Origin of the sequence: Enterococcus pernyi (assembly GCF_045371165.1) — a bacterium.
GTDB classification, from domain to species: domain Bacteria; phylum Bacillota; class Bacilli; order Lactobacillales; family Enterococcaceae; genus Enterococcus_B; species Enterococcus_B pernyi.
Genome location: NZ_JBIQDM010000006.1, coordinates 1 through 13,910, shown reverse-complemented (window position 1 = coordinate 13,910; position 13,910 = coordinate 1). Strand labels below are relative to the sequence as shown.

The following is a 13,910-nucleotide window of genomic DNA, read 5'->3' as shown; positions in this document are numbered from 1 at the left end:
CTCACTTCTCATCAAATCGTTTGACCAACTGACGAAGAATCTCTCCATCAAATGAACAAACTTCTTGTTCTAACTCGGCAATAATCCTATTGGCGGAATGGATTTCTCGTTGCAACGCAGCTCTTGTCTGCTCGATCCCTAATAAACGTGGATACGTATTTTTATCCGCTCGTTCATCCTTGCCAGCTGTTTTCCCTAATGCTTCTGTCGTACTAGTCACATCCAATAAATCATCACGGATCTGAAAAGCTAACCCAAGATGAGCGGCAATTTGTTGTAATTGTACCAAAACTTCTTCTGGTTGTTCTGCTAAAATCCCACCTGCTAGCAAAGCATAACGTATCAAACGTCCAGTCTTTCGTTCATGGATCAATGCTAGTTCTTCTAGCGCCAAATCTTTCGTTTCCCCTTGGATATCTGCCGCTTGGCCTGCAACCATGCCTTGTGTCCCAGCACTAACAGCCAATTGTTGCAATAATAACAATTTTGGTGAGTTCGCTAAGTGGGTCATGCTGATCAACTGGAAGGCACCCGTCAATAATCCATCCCCTGCTAAAATTGCGATTGCCTCCCCATAGACTTTATGGTTGGTTGGTTTTCCTCGACGCAAGTCATCGTTATCCATTGCTGGAAGATCATCATGGATCAATGAATACGTATGGATCATCTCTAATGCTGCTGCTACTTGATAAGCTGAAGCATCGATCTTGGCATCAAAAGAAGCCACGGTTGCTAATAAAGCAAGTGGGCGGATTCTTTTTCCTCCTGCATGGATCGAATAGATCATACTTTCTTTCAAGCATACATCCGAAGTATATTCCGTAATGAAAGAAACCATTTCTTCTTCTACCAAAGGAAGGTGAGTCGCAGAAAAATCGGTTAGTTTCATTGTGTCCCCTCTTTCTCGTCAAAAGTGATCTCTTCATTCGTCTCAGTCATCATTTTTGTAAGGGTTTCTTCTGCTTTAGAAAGAGTATCTTGACATTGCTTACTTAATTCCATTCCTCTTTTGAACGCATCTAACGCTGATTCTAATGGAACGTCTCCTTGCTCTAATTGCATGACGATTTTTTCTAATTCTTGCAATGATTCTTCAAATGTTGGATTTGCCATCTTATTCTGTCTCCTTTTTGATCTGTTCCACTTTGCCTTTGACCTGTCCATCTGCATAATGAATGACTAACTCATCACCGACTTGGATCTCATCGACACTTTTTGCCACCTGATCATGCAACGTGGTGTAGCTATACCCTCTACCCATGATTTTTAAAGGACTAAGTAAATCAAGTGATTGAACCGTCTGTTGAAACTTTTGTTGCTGTTGTTGCATATATTGGTACATTTTTTCTTCTAGTCGTTTTTCTAAGTAGCTTGTTTCTTGCTTGGCTGATTTCACTCGATAAATTGGTGCAACTTGTTGCAACTGATGACTTAAGGTCATGGTTTGTTTTTCTTTCGCATGGTAAATTTGTTGCGTTGCTTGATACAAGCGTTGCCGCAATTGATCTAGCTTGATCGTTTGTCCCTCATAAAGTCGTTCAGGTTGGCGAAAGACATAGGATTGTCTTGAGCGGGCAAACCGCTCTTGTTTTCGTTGGATTTGGCGTAAAAACCCTTGCTCTAAGCGGGCTTGTCTTTCCTTGATCCGCATCAACTCTTCCGATAATACTGGAACAGCCAGCTCAGCTGCTGCCGTCGGTGTCGCTGCTCGAACATCAGCCACTAAGTCAGCAATCGTCGTATCTGTCTCATGACCGACAGAAGAGATGCTCGGTGTTTTTGCTTGATAAATCGCACGAGCCACCCGTTCTTCATTGAAAGGCCAAAGATCCTCGATCGACCCACCACCACGTCCGATGATCATTGTATCGAAATTTCCTAACGCTTCAACGCGTTGGATATTGCGGACGACATCATCTGCTGCTTGGTTTCCTTGCACAACAGTTGGGAACAAAACAAGTTGCGCGATTGGGTAACGGCGTTTGACCGTCGTGATAATATCACGAATGACCGCACCACTAGGACTTGTTAAAACGGCGATGCGTTTTGGAAATCTCGGCAATGCCTTTTTAGGTCCAGCAAATAGACCTTCTTTCATCAATTTCTCTTTTCGTTCTTCTAGCTCTTGATATAACGCACCGACGCCATCAGGTTCCATATGTTCCACGTAAATTTGATAAGAACCGCTGGCCTCGTAAAGGGAGATCCGACCGATCACCAACACTTTCATGCCCTCTTTTGGTTGAAAACGTAACTTTTGGAAAGCACCTTTGAACATGATCGCAGAGATTTTTGCATGATCATCTTTTAAACTGAAATATTGATGCGCATTCGCTCGCATACGGAAATTCGAGATTTCGCCAGTTAGATAAACTCTTTCCAGATATGGATCTGCTTCAAATTTTCGTTTCAAATATTTGGTTAAGGTGGTAACTGTTAAATATTCTTGCGTCATAACTCTCCTCGCTCTGCTTCAGCTGATTGGACCGTTTGTGCCATCAACATCGTGATCGTCATTGGACCTACTCCCTTAGGGACAGGCGTGATATAGCTTGCAAGAGGAGCGACTTCATCGAATTTGACATCACCGATCAGTTTTCCATCCTCATCCCGATTCATCCCCACATCGACAACTACCGCACCTGGTTTGACGAAGTCTTTTGTTACAAAATGGCCACGCCCGATCGCTACTACGAGTATATCTGCTTCACGTGTTAACGCTGGAAGGTCTTTCGTTTTTGAATGAGCAATGGTGACTGTCGCATCAGCCATCAACAAAAGTTGCGCCATGGGTTTACCGACAATATTACTGCGACCGATCACTACTGCACGCTTGCCAGTCAAATCAATATCATATGCTTCAAACATCTTCATGATCCCATAAGGCGTACAAGGAATCTTATCAGGATTCCCTGCAAATAGACGTCCTAGATTAAATGGATGGAAACCATCAACATCTTTTTTAGGATCGATTGCTAATAACACTTTCTCTTCATCAATATGTTTTGGTAAAGGCAACTGCACAAGGATCCCATGGAAGCGTGGATCATTGTTATATTTTTCAATTTCATTTAGAAGCTCATCTTCGGAGATTTTTTGACTATAACGCTCTACTTTTGAATAAATACCTAATTGATTCGCAACTCGTTCTTTGTTACGAACATAGACTTGACTTGCTGGATTTTCTCCAACTAATAAAACAACTAATCCGGGATTGATCTGTCGTTCGTTAAGCTCTTTTACTTTTAACGCAAGTTCTGCTTGCATTTTTTCTGCTAATTCTTTTCCATTCATCAATTCTGACATACGATCACTCCCAGATATTTTTGCTTTCATTCTACCATATAAACCACTTGTAACATAACCAGATTTACTAACTATCATAGAAAAAAGCTAGGACTTACGCCCCAGCTTCTAATTCTTTTAACACATTCGATAACATACCATTTACAAACTTACGTGAACGGTCGTCACTGAATGTTTTAGCTAACTCGATTGCTTCATTCAATGCAACAGTTGCAGGCACGTCATCCACGTACATCATTTCGAAAATTGCGATTCTTAAAATAATCAGATCCATTTTGGAAATGCGGTTGATCCGCCAATTATTTTTTAAATGCTTTTCGATGATCGTGTCTAACGATGCTTTTTTTGCACAGACGCCACCAACTAGTGTGTCTAGATATACTGGAACAAATTCTGATTGCTCTTCATTGATCATCTCTTGATGGTCCAACTCGATCGCATTGAAAATTGCATCTTCTTTTGTCAGATCAGTGTTAAAATCTAATGGGAACAATGCCTGTAATGCCATCTCGCGGATCTCGTGTCTTGATAACTCTTTATTCATTTTCTTCCTCTTCGTCCTCAAAAAGTTCATCGATTGCTGGTTGTTCCAATTTTTCTGGTACAACTGCTACGACATGGATATTGACTTCAGCTAATGCAATGTCGGTCATGAAAAGTACTTCTTGGTGAACACGATCCTGCATTTCCATCGCTACTTTTGGTACTGATACGCCATATTCTAAATAACAATATAAGTCAACTTTCAAACCTTCTTCGTCATTGACTAAATATACACCTTTACCATGCGCTGCGCGACCTAGCAATTCTGTGACATTGCTAGCAAAAGTCCCACGCATTCCGTAGACCCCTTCGACTTTAGAAGCTGCAATACCGATAATGACTTCGATCACTTCTGGTGCAATCACGATTTCTCCTAAATCTTGATTAGCATGTAAGACTAAGTTTTTTTCGTCTGCCATTTTTATTTATTCCTCCTTTTGCCTACATACATCTTTCACTTCAAAAAGCGAAGTCATGTACCTAGGAAAACTGTCGCCTGTAAATCAGTCATGCGTGAAAAAACGCGCCGTTTACAATCGCTTGATTTCTCTTATAGTGTATCATTAAATGAGCCCATTTTCTATAACAAAGTCTGAGTTTTGACATTTACATTTATTGAAAAACGCTGATTATCACAAAATGATCAATTCTTTTGGTGAGTGAGTCAATACCCGGTTTCCTTCAGCAGTGATCAATAAGTCATCTTCGATCCGGACGCCACCGATTCCTGGTAAGTAGATTCCTGGTTCATCCGTAATGACATTGCCCACAACAAATGGTTTCTCTGCTCGCGCAGATACATTAGGACCTTCATGGATCTCTAAGCCGATACCATGTCCAGTGGAGTGGCCAAATGCTTCTCCATAGCCGTATTTGCTGATGTAGTCTCTTGCTACTGCATCCAGTTGGATACCTGTCACTCCAGGTTTCGCTGCTTCTAGAACTGCCAATTGGGCATCTAAAACGATTTGATAGATTTCTTTCAATTGTTCTCCAGGATCGCCGACTGCAAACGTACGTGTCATGTCAGAAACGTATCCTTCATAATAGCAACCAAAATCGATCGTGATCATATCACCTTGTTCAATGATCTTTTGGCTAGCCACTCCGTGTGGCATTGCTGAACGAACACCACTTGCCACGATGGTTTCAAAAGACACACCTGATGCACCTAGTGAACGCATATAGAAATCTAATTGATTCGCGACCTCGATCTCTGTCATCCCTGGTTGGATCATTTTAAGGATATGATCATAAGCCATATCAGCGATGCTACAAGCTTTTTCAATGATCACTAATTCATCTTCATCTTTTACTTCCCGTAATTCTTCGATCATGTCAGAAACTGGGATCAACTCTGCATCCAGTAATTCTTCCAATACTGAATACTCTAAAAATGAAACTGTACGTTCTTCAAATGCTAGATTCTTCAATCCTTCTTTTCGAGTCAAATCAGCGACTTCCTCAAAAATCGGCGCGACATTTTTGATGATCTCAAAACCTTGCGCTTGCGCAGCTGCTTGTTCTGTATAACGGAAGTCCGTAATAAAGAAGGCTTTCTCTAATGTGATGACCGCTAACCCAGTCGTTCCTGTAAAATTAGTCAAATAGCGGAGATTGTAAGGACTTGTCACTAAAAATGAATCTAGATTCGCTTCTCGCATTTTTTTGCGTAACTTTTCTACTCGTAACATCATGTGTAAATTCCTTCTTTCTTTGCACTCTTTTTATCATTATAGCAAACTTTCTTTTTTAAAGGCATAGGAAAGATAAATTCCTTCAATAGAAACGAACAAAGCGTTTTGGCTTGAGCTTTTCCCTCAAGTCAAAACGCTTTAGACTTTCATTTCTAAGATCTTTTACCAAAGAAAAATGAGACAACTGCAACTAAGATCACTGCCCCTAAAATAGATGGAATAAGTGCCATACCAGCAGCGCTTGGTCCCCAGTTGCCAAAAATCGCTTGACCGATCGTTGAACCAATCAAACCAGCAATAATATTTGTGATGCATCCCATTGAATTTCCTTTACTTGTGATTGCTCCAGCAATCGCTCCAATGATTGCACCAACAATCAATGTCCATAACCAACTCATCGTATAACCTCCCTCTTTACTCTTTAATTTTATCATAAGAAATAAATAGCAGGCAAACGATGAGGGCTAACTACAAATCATTTACGCTTGAAAATACCGATCATGCCTCGCTTGACTACGTCGATCAAACTTAAAGAGCGAACCATGTGACTTGGATCAACATACTTACGGACTGCTCGCAAAACTTCCTTGGGATGCTTTGCAGAAAATGAATAAGTTCCGTTTTTCTTTGTGCGAATCGCAAAACGTGGAATCCATTTTCCTTTGAACATCACAGAGGCAATCACGACATCTACCTCTTCCCATGGGATCTGGACGAATTTCCGCGCATCACGATCATTGTAAAATTCAAAACCTTTATCACCAATCATGATCTTCCCATATTCTGCCACACCTAGATAAGATGTCGCATTCATCGTTAAGTCAACTTTTGTATTCAGGGATTGTACCATTTCAAGCACTCCATTTCTAATCAATCTAAAGTTACAGTACTTAGAAGTCGTACCGTTTCAATGATTTGGCTATTCGTTCAGCTTAGCCATCCTTTTAATTTCACGTTTTTTACTTCTATATCAAAGACATCTTATCATAAATAGTATACCTTTTCGAGCATAGATACTGTCTCCAATAAACGGTTCTCCACAATCGTCCACCATTCGATCAGAAGAAAGCTGAAGTAAAGTCTCGTCGCATTCTATGAAAAAAGCTGCAACAAAAATCAATGATTGATTTCTGTCACAGCTTATTTAGTCTTTTATTGCCTTAGATTACATTAATCCGATCAAGTGGAAAACAATACCCACTACGAATAATCCAAGAATGATAACGATTGGTGAAACTTTTTTCTTCAATAACCACATACAGAACAATGTTAGTAACAACGCAGCTAATCCAGGGATCAAGCTGTCTAAGTTGTCTTGTAATGTTGTTACTTTGTAGTCAGATAGAGAAAGTCCAGCTGCTTGTTGTTCCAACGCACTCTTGATACCTTCTGCACCTGCAGGTAAACTACTCCAATCAATGTAAGCACCTTCGTCAAGTTTAACGCTTGATACTACTGGCGCAAAGCCGATTGATACCCAACGGTTAACTAATGAACCTAAGATGAACATACCTAAGATCGAAGCACCTTTAGTGATGTCTTGCAACAAACCACCAGATAAATCTTCTGTGATTTTAGAACCCGCTTTATAGCCGAATTCTTGTGTATACCACATAAATGCCATACGGATGATATTCCAAGCTACGAAATAAATGATTGGGCCTAAGATATTTCCAGCCATCGCTAGAGAAGCAGCTAGAGCTCCAAGGATTGGTCTTACTGTAAACCAGAAGACTGGATCACCGATACCAGCTAAAGGTCCCATCATACCAACCTTAACCCCTTGAATCGCAACATCATCAACAGGTGCGCCATTTGCACGTTCTTCTTCCAGTGCAAGAGTCACCCCTAGAATTGGTGAAGCAACATATGGGTGAGTGTTGAAGAACTCTAAATGACGAGTCAACGCAGCCGCACGGTCTTCTTTTGTTTTATATAATTTTTTGATCGCTGGGATCATTGAGAATGCCCAACCACCATTTTGCATACGTTCGTAGTTCCATGATCCTTGAAGGAAAGTCGAACGCAACCAAACAGAAATACGATCTTTTTTAGATAATTGAATTCTTTCTTCTGCCATTTCGTGAACGCCTCCTTTAATAGTTATCGATGATATCGCCTAGTGGGTCACCAGTGTTTGAGCTTCCGCCGTTACCTGAACCACCTTGTTTAGAAAGTGCCAAGTAAATAAGAGCTAAAGCAACACCGATTGCGCCTAGACCGATAAGAGTGATTTCTGATACAGTTGCCAATACAAAACCGATTGCAAAGAATGGCCATACTTCTTTTGTAGCCATCATGTTGATAACCATTGCGTAACCTACGGCAACGACCATTCCACCACCGATAGCTAAACCGTCTGTCAACCAAACAGGCATAGATTCAAGCAAGCTTCTTACTGGACCTTCACCAATAGCTAAGATCAAACCAGCAGGGATCGCAATACGAACACCTTGCATACAAATTGCAACAATATGCCATAATTCAACTTTTCTAAAGTTACCATCTTTTGCAGCAGCATCCATCAAATGAACAAACGCTGTCGCAATCGTACGACAAATGATTGTTAATAATAAACCAGCAACAGCAAGTGGCACAGCAATCGCGATTGCTGAAGAAACGCCGGCTGAACCTTGACCACCTAAAACTAAAATAATTGCAGATGCAACAGATGCTAATGCAGCATCGGGAGCGACAGCGGCACCGATATTTGCCCAACCTAAAGCGATCATTTGTAATGTACCACCTAAGATAAGACAAGGAACTAGATTTCCAGTTACTAAGCCGATCAACGTACATGCAACAACTGGTTGATGGAATTGAAATTCATCAAGAATTCCTTCCATACCAGCTAAAAATGCAACGATGATGACTAAAATCACTTGAATAATATTTAAATCCATGATAGTAATCCTCCATTTTTTCTGATAATTAATTAAGCACGATTTTTTAGTTCTTCTTGCGCTTTTTTCAAAATTTCATCCATGTTTCCTTTAGAGTCATTCGGTACTTTACGTACATCGAATTTCACGCCAGATTCTTTCAATTTATTGAATGAATCAATATCGTCTTGACTGAAAGCAAGTACTTTGTTCGGTTGTACTTTACCTGGAGAATGTGCCATTGATCCGACGTTCACTGTTTCTAATGGTACGCCACCTTCAACTGCACGCACGACATCTTGAGGATTTTCAAACAATAGCAATGCGCGTTGTCCGCCAAAGTGTTGATCATCTTTTGCAAGTTTGATCATTTGTTCAACTGGTACAACGTGTGCTTTTACACCAGGAGGTGCAGCTTGTTGGATCAATTTTTTACGTAACTCATCTTTTGCTACAGCATCAGATACAACGATGATCCGTGTTGGATTTGTTGTTTTTGTCCAAGCAGTTGCTACTTGTCCATGCAACAAACGTGAATCAATACGTGCTAAAACATAAGTGAACTTACCAGGTGTTCCTGAAGGTGCAGCTTCTTGTGCCGCAGCTTTTGTTTCTACTACTGGTTCTAATTCTTCCGGTTTGACTTTCACGCCTTCTTTTGCTGTTTCAATGATATGAGCAGCAATTTCATGTGCTGATTCCATTGAAAAACGTGAAGCATATGCTTCGATCAGCATAGGCAAGTTCAAACCACTTACGATTGCCCACTTATCTTTGTGTTCTTCAAATAATGTGTTTGATTGATTGAACGGTGTTCCGCCCCATAAATCAACTAAGAATAAGACTTCGTCTTGGTTATCGAAGGAAGCGACTGCTTCTTCTAATTTGGCTCTCAAGTCATCTGGACCTTCACTCGGTTGTAAAACAACAGCTTTGACATTTTCTTGTTCGCCAAAGATCATTGAACCCGACTGTAAGATTCCTTCAGCAAATTGCCCATGACTTGCTAGGATAATCCCTACCATATTTATACCTCCTACTTCTTTTTGTTGTAACAAAATCAAAAATAAAAATAAGTGCTTGCCTTTTACAACAGATACATTTGACCGTTACGCAACAACAATTTTATGCTTTCTTGGCTTTGGCCAGCAATTCCATTAAAAAGATTTTCCGATCAGCGGGTACCTTCCGAATCTCCAACTCCACACCTTGACCATCCAAAAAATGAAAGGCTTCGATATCTCGTTGATCGACGGACACAAAATTTGTGATCATGGTCTTCCCTTCAGAAAAACTCATTCCCCCGATATTTAGAGAATCAATTCGGATACCACTTCGGACAATTTTCTCAACGTCTTTAGGATTAGTAAATAAAAGCATCACTTTCGTTCGCGCTAAGAGTCCACTCTCAAAGATCTGGATCATCTTTTCAACAGTGATGACATTTGCCATGATCCCTGGTGGAGCAGCTTCTTTTAAAAGAAACTTTCTTAACTTGTCTTTCGCTACTACGTCACTTATGACGATGATACGTTCAACGCCAGTCAATTTAGACCAGACAGTTGCAACTTGCCCATGGATCAAACGATCATCTATACGTGCTAATCGAATATCCATTCGTAAATCTCCTTTTTATTAAATCACTACTCAAAACATCTTCCCACTTCTGTCGGAAGCATTTCCGTTAAGCACACTTTATTAAAAGCAAGAACCGTGCCAACTTTTTAAAGATACACTACTTTATTTAATGGTTTCTTATACAATACACAAAAACGATACACTATTTTAGTGTATCGTTTTTGTGTATATCTTCATTAGTGTATTCTTTTTTCTCCAAATGGTTAGTGATCATTTTCAATAGATAATACACTTCTTCTAACGGAAACTTCACTTTGATCTTTTCTTCTAAATCATTTAGTGGCTCAACAATTTTAACATAGAGCGGATCGTTTTTAATCGAACGATTATCTTGATTTTCTAAAGAGAGCGGTTCATTTAAGATGACACGCTCAATCATTCCCGCCGCATGTAGAACAAGGTTGATCATAAATCCGTATTCTTTTACATCAATGCTTGCTGAATCCATTAACCCATCTGCAAATTTCCAGAGAGGATCGATTAACTTTTCTCCATTGATAAATGTAAAATTATCTGCGATAAATGACACACATGTACTTTTGGCTGTTTCTTCATTTAATAAAACATCTTCGGTTTCATCTAACTCTGACTCTAACAGTAATTGATCTAAAATCACCTCAATGTTTTGATCAATAAATCTTTCCAAAGGAATGAATGGTGCATCGATATGTGGGTCCGTAATCCCAGTCGTCGCAATGATTTGATAATTTTTTTGGATCTTTGGTAGCTTAGTTTTCAAATCAACGATGGACAAAGCAATTACTTCCAATTGAGCTTCTTGTCTTTTACTGACTGCACGCTCGATCAATGATTTGATTCGTTGTGCTGTTCCCTCTCCTGAGGCACAGATCGCCACTACCGCCTTTCGTTGTTTGTCGTCCGCTTCTGCAACATTTCCACTTGAGACTTCAGCATACCCTCGGAAATTCTTCAAGGATTCATAAAGCAAGTCAAGATCTGTTCCCAGCACCGACACTTTACGTACTGTTTCTAAAACTAAAGAAGTCGTGACCATATCGACTGTTCGGACAGGGATACCCGTATCTTGCTGTATCTGAGCATTGAAGGACGCAAGCGAACCCATATCCACCAGAAGAATCGTTCCACTCCCCTCATCTACTTCTTGCACACTACGCTCAATCCGACTTAAAGCAGTTTTAGGGTCCATGTCTAGTGGCATATCCACTGCCCGGACGTTATCCGCATCTAGCAACTGTTGAACCACTTGCACCATACTGCTTGCGGTACTATTGCCATGTGCAGCCACAACGACCCCGATCCGACCACTTGCTTGATTGGCTCGTAATGAAACAAGTAATACAGTCAAATAGTAATCTTCACTTTCTGGGATCTCCACTTGGAAATACATTTCGATATGTTTCCGTACTTCTTTCGCCAGTGCGTATTCCTCAGGAAAATCAATGGCCATTTCTCGGATATTATCATTTGTATGCCGCTCTTCTCCTAAATGGATTCGTTTTAGAAAAGAGCTGATATGCAGACTCATCGCATAAATAAAATTTTGTTGAAACTCATATGGTAAAGATTGCTTCACCATGAGATAAATCTGATTCGTTACTTCAATAATTTTAGGGTCAACAAATTCCGCCAACTTATTATCTGCATTAAATGAAAAACCGTGATCTTTATAGAATGACTTTAAATGGATATTGATATCTGTTGAGATAAAGTGATTGATTGCTTCTTGGTCCAAGCCATCTGACTTGAGCAAAGCAGCTTTATCACCAATAATGTCATAAAGATTATAAGGCAACTCATAGGAGTCTGCCTGTAACTGCATCACATCATCGTTTGGAAAAACGGTGATTTTAGGATCAAGTATCTTGGATAACTCTGCCATTTCTTTTCGATTACTTGCTAGTTGGATCAAACCACTTCGAATCCCTTCAGTTAAATCATCGATCGTGATCGATATTTCAGGTTTGTTCATGTGGTTTAGAAATCCTCGCGCACATACCAATTGGATATTCGACTTCAACTGTCCAATGTTTCCATAAGTAACACTGCCTATTAGCGCTTTCACAACATCTTCTGTTAAAGAAATTTTTCTTTGCGTACGATTCGCTTCGTGAGCGATCATGATTTTGACTAAATCGATTTTTTCATTCGCTGGACGTCGGTCAAAAGCAGGCAACTTGATATTGATCGGGATACGGCGTACAAATGTCTCAAGTAATGCCGAACCTGGATCTTCAGTCGTTGCACCGACGATTCGAACATTCGCTTCATGAGATTTCGTTGTTTCGCCCAATCGACTATAGGTACCATGGTCCATAAAGTAAAAAATCATTTCTTGTCCTTCGGGTGGGAGTCGATGAATTTCATCCAAAAAAAGCATCCCGCCATCCGCTTGATCTATGATTCCCATTTTTTCTTCTTCCGCACCTGTAAACGCACCTTTGACATACCCGAAAAGATGACTCATCAGTAATTCAGGGTTGTTAGCATAGTCCGCACAGTTAAAGACGATCAACTCTGTGTCTTCTTCCACCACATGGTTGGTTTTAGCAAAATGAAACATCGCATGAGCAAAATAAGTCTTTCCAGAACCAGTCGGACCAGTGATCAAACAGTTCAACCCTCTGGGAGGATACAAAATGGCAGCTTTTGCTTGTTCCACTGAATTTTTCATACTACCATTGGCGCCAATGATTTTGGCAAAAATATCTTTCGTATCTACTTGAAGACTCGTTTTTTTCACGTGAGTCAATTCTTCTTTATAACTAGGTACATATTTGGATAATGGTTTCTCAATGGTCGGTCTTTCTTGATAGACATACCGAACTGGACGACCATCCATTTTCTTTAGTTTTCCTTCACGTACTAATTTGTTGAGATCTTTACTACTATTGGTACGTTGAATACCCAAAACTTCCGCGATCTCTTGGGTCGTTACACCTTGATCGTTTTCATCTATAGATAAATGAGCGGTCTTTTCTTTGACATACGTATAAATTCGGTCAATTCGTTTTGCCAATATTTTCGCCCCTCTTCTCTTGTCCTTAAAACCTAATACTATTGATTTAATCACTATTCGTCAACTATTTATATCAAAAAAGAAAACAAGACACGCTTAAAATAAAAAAGAACATTCGTTGTTTATTTATTAAGCAATTTAGACAAGTCTAAACGTGTACTATTTTTTCAGATAACAGATAACGATTATCTCTTTTTTACTTTGCGCGATATCTTTTTCCAGTTAGAACTAGCGAAAATAGTAAACCAACTATTTTTACAGCCAATCATTCTCCTAACGCAAAAAAAGCCTGACTCTGTTTGAGCCGGAAATCATTATTGATTCAGAAAAAATGAAAAAACTCTATCCCTCGCTAGGCAAGGAATAGAGCCAACTGTTCATTAAGCTTCTTGAGCTACTGGATAAACAGACACTATCAAATTTCCTACCTTCAATAATCGTCCACAATATTCAAATGTTGATTTAATAGGATTGTTAATAGTTTTAGACCTACTACTATCCTCAACAAAAAATGAAAAGTATGGTCAAAGTATGGTCATTTTTAACTAAATCAAAAGACCCACTCCGAAGAATGGGCGTCCTGTAAAGTCCTGATCAATAGTATCAAGACATCTTTAAATTACTATGATTTTATTTATTGTTCAAGTCATGTGCTTTATGTATCTCCCCTCAAAACGAGGGGAGATTTTTTTATCGCTTAGGAATCGTCAAAACATATTCAGGGAATCGAATGTCGACTGTTTGTCCATTGATCGTATTTCCGTTCGGGTCGTTTGTTCGTCGTAACATCGGAAAGACTCTTTTCCCTGCGAATTTGCGGATATCCATTGTGCCATCCAAACCAAA

The 13,910-nt window shown here is 39.8% G+C and carries 14 protein-coding genes; all 14 read right to left on the bottom strand.

Annotated features, from left to right (window positions below):
- Nucleotide 1 precedes the first annotated feature (1 nt).
- Nucleotides 2–889, bottom strand: coding sequence for a polyprenyl synthetase family protein (locus ACH0AK_RS08540; protein ID WP_023519346.1), 888 nt, complete (start codon nt 887–889; stop codon nt 2–4).
- Nucleotides 886–1,113, bottom strand: a complete 228-nt coding sequence (locus ACH0AK_RS08535; protein WP_010735998.1) for an exodeoxyribonuclease VII small subunit — start codon at nt 1,111–1,113, stop codon at nt 886–888. Before ACH0AK_RS08535 ends, ACH0AK_RS08540 begins: the two co-directional genes overlap by 4 nt.
- A 1-nt stretch (nt 1,114) precedes the next feature.
- Nucleotides 1,115–2,455 carry an exodeoxyribonuclease VII large subunit gene (xseA, locus tag ACH0AK_RS08530; RefSeq protein ID WP_010735999.1) on the bottom strand — a complete coding sequence of 447 codons (1,341 nt, stop codon included), beginning with the start codon at nt 2,453–2,455 and terminating at the stop codon, nt 1,115–1,117.
- Entirely contained in the window at nt 2,452–3,306 is an 855-nt protein-coding gene (locus ACH0AK_RS08525) for a bifunctional methylenetetrahydrofolate dehydrogenase/methenyltetrahydrofolate cyclohydrolase (RefSeq protein ID WP_010736000.1), read from the bottom strand. The genes xseA and ACH0AK_RS08525 overlap by 4 nt, the downstream gene beginning before the upstream one ends.
- A 94-nt stretch (nt 3,307–3,400) precedes the next feature.
- Nucleotides 3,401–3,850, bottom strand: a complete 450-nt coding sequence (nusB, locus tag ACH0AK_RS08520; RefSeq protein ID WP_010736001.1) for a transcription antitermination factor NusB — start codon at nt 3,848–3,850, stop codon at nt 3,401–3,403.
- Nucleotides 3,843–4,268 (bottom strand): Asp23/Gls24 family envelope stress response protein, encoded by a 426-nt coding sequence (locus ACH0AK_RS08515; protein WP_010736002.1) that lies wholly within the window; start codon nt 4,266–4,268, stop codon nt 3,843–3,845. The genes nusB and ACH0AK_RS08515 overlap by 8 nt, the downstream gene beginning before the upstream one ends.
- A 213-nt stretch (nt 4,269–4,481) precedes the next feature.
- Nucleotides 4,482–5,546: a M24 family metallopeptidase gene (locus tag ACH0AK_RS08510; RefSeq protein ID WP_010736003.1), complete on the bottom strand. Its 1,065-nt coding sequence runs from the start codon at nt 5,544–5,546 to the stop codon at nt 4,482–4,484.
- 152 nt (nt 5,547–5,698) lie between these two features.
- Nucleotides 5,699–5,944: a GlsB/YeaQ/YmgE family stress response membrane protein gene (locus tag ACH0AK_RS08505; protein ID WP_010736004.1), complete on the bottom strand. Its 246-nt coding sequence runs from the start codon at nt 5,942–5,944 to the stop codon at nt 5,699–5,701.
- A gap of 77 nt (nt 5,945–6,021) precedes the next feature.
- Nucleotides 6,022–6,396 carry a DUF956 family protein gene (locus tag ACH0AK_RS08500; protein WP_010736005.1) on the bottom strand — a complete coding sequence of 125 codons (375 nt, stop codon included), beginning with the start codon at nt 6,394–6,396 and terminating at the stop codon, nt 6,022–6,024.
- A gap of 315 nt (nt 6,397–6,711) precedes the next feature.
- Nucleotides 6,712–7,626, bottom strand: a complete 915-nt coding sequence (locus ACH0AK_RS08495) for a PTS system mannose/fructose/sorbose family transporter subunit IID (protein ID WP_019724014.1) — start codon at nt 7,624–7,626, stop codon at nt 6,712–6,714.
- 16 nt (nt 7,627–7,642) lie between these two features.
- On the bottom strand, nt 7,643–8,449 hold the full coding sequence (locus ACH0AK_RS08490) for a PTS mannose/fructose/sorbose transporter subunit IIC (RefSeq protein WP_010736007.1): 807 nt from the start codon (nt 8,447–8,449) through the stop codon (nt 7,643–7,645).
- A 32-nt stretch (nt 8,450–8,481) separates the two neighbouring features.
- On the bottom strand, nt 8,482–9,453 hold the full coding sequence (locus tag ACH0AK_RS08485; protein WP_010736008.1) for a mannose/fructose/sorbose PTS transporter subunit IIA: 972 nt from the start codon (nt 9,451–9,453) through the stop codon (nt 8,482–8,484).
- Nucleotides 9,454–9,553: 100 nt separating this feature from the next.
- On the bottom strand, nt 9,554–10,045 hold the full coding sequence (locus ACH0AK_RS08480; protein ID WP_010736009.1) for a mannose/fructose/sorbose PTS transporter subunit IIB: 492 nt from the start codon (nt 10,043–10,045) through the stop codon (nt 9,554–9,556).
- Nucleotides 10,046–10,208: 163 nt separating this feature from the next.
- Nucleotides 10,209–13,064, bottom strand: a complete 2,856-nt coding sequence (locus ACH0AK_RS08475; RefSeq protein ID WP_010736010.1) for a sigma-54-dependent transcriptional regulator — start codon at nt 13,062–13,064, stop codon at nt 10,209–10,211.
- Between the last annotated feature and the right edge of the window lie 846 nt (nt 13,065–13,910).

Bases quoted from the DNA above. Each gene is read 5' to 3' on its own strand.
- ACH0AK_RS08540 (WP_023519346.1), bottom strand. From the start codon at position 889: ATGAAACTAACCGATTTTTCTGCGACTCACCTTCCTTTGGTAGAAGAA.
- ACH0AK_RS08535 (WP_010735998.1), bottom strand. From the start codon at position 1,113: ATGGCAAATCCAACATTTGAAGAATCATTGCAAGAATTAGAAAAAATC.
- xseA (WP_010735999.1), bottom strand. From the start codon at position 2,455: ATGACGCAAGAATATTTAACAGTTACCACCTTAACCAAATATTTGAAA.
- ACH0AK_RS08525 (WP_010736000.1), bottom strand. From the start codon at position 3,306: ATGTCAGAATTGATGAATGGAAAAGAATTAGCAGAAAAAATGCAAGCA.
- nusB (WP_010736001.1), bottom strand. From the start codon at position 3,850: ATGAATAAAGAGTTATCAAGACACGAGATCCGCGAGATGGCATTACAG.
- ACH0AK_RS08515 (WP_010736002.1), bottom strand. From the start codon at position 4,268: ATGGCAGACGAAAAAAACTTAGTCTTACATGCTAATCAAGATTTAGGA.
- ACH0AK_RS08510 (WP_010736003.1), bottom strand. From the start codon at position 5,546: ATGATGTTACGAGTAGAAAAGTTACGCAAAAAAATGCGAGAAGCGAAT.
- ACH0AK_RS08505 (WP_010736004.1), bottom strand. From the start codon at position 5,944: ATGAGTTGGTTATGGACATTGATTGTTGGTGCAATCATTGGAGCGATT.
- ACH0AK_RS08500 (WP_010736005.1), bottom strand. From the start codon at position 6,396: ATGGTACAATCCCTGAATACAAAAGTTGACTTAACGATGAATGCGACA.
- ACH0AK_RS08495 (WP_019724014.1), bottom strand. From the start codon at position 7,626: ATGGCAGAAGAAAGAATTCAATTATCTAAAAAAGATCGTATTTCTGTT.
- ACH0AK_RS08490 (WP_010736007.1), bottom strand. From the start codon at position 8,449: ATGGATTTAAATATTATTCAAGTGATTTTAGTCATCATCGTTGCATTT.
- ACH0AK_RS08485 (WP_010736008.1), bottom strand. From the start codon at position 9,453: ATGGTAGGGATTATCCTAGCAAGTCATGGGCAATTTGCTGAAGGAATC.
- ACH0AK_RS08480 (WP_010736009.1), bottom strand. From the start codon at position 10,045: ATGGATATTCGATTAGCACGTATAGATGATCGTTTGATCCATGGGCAA.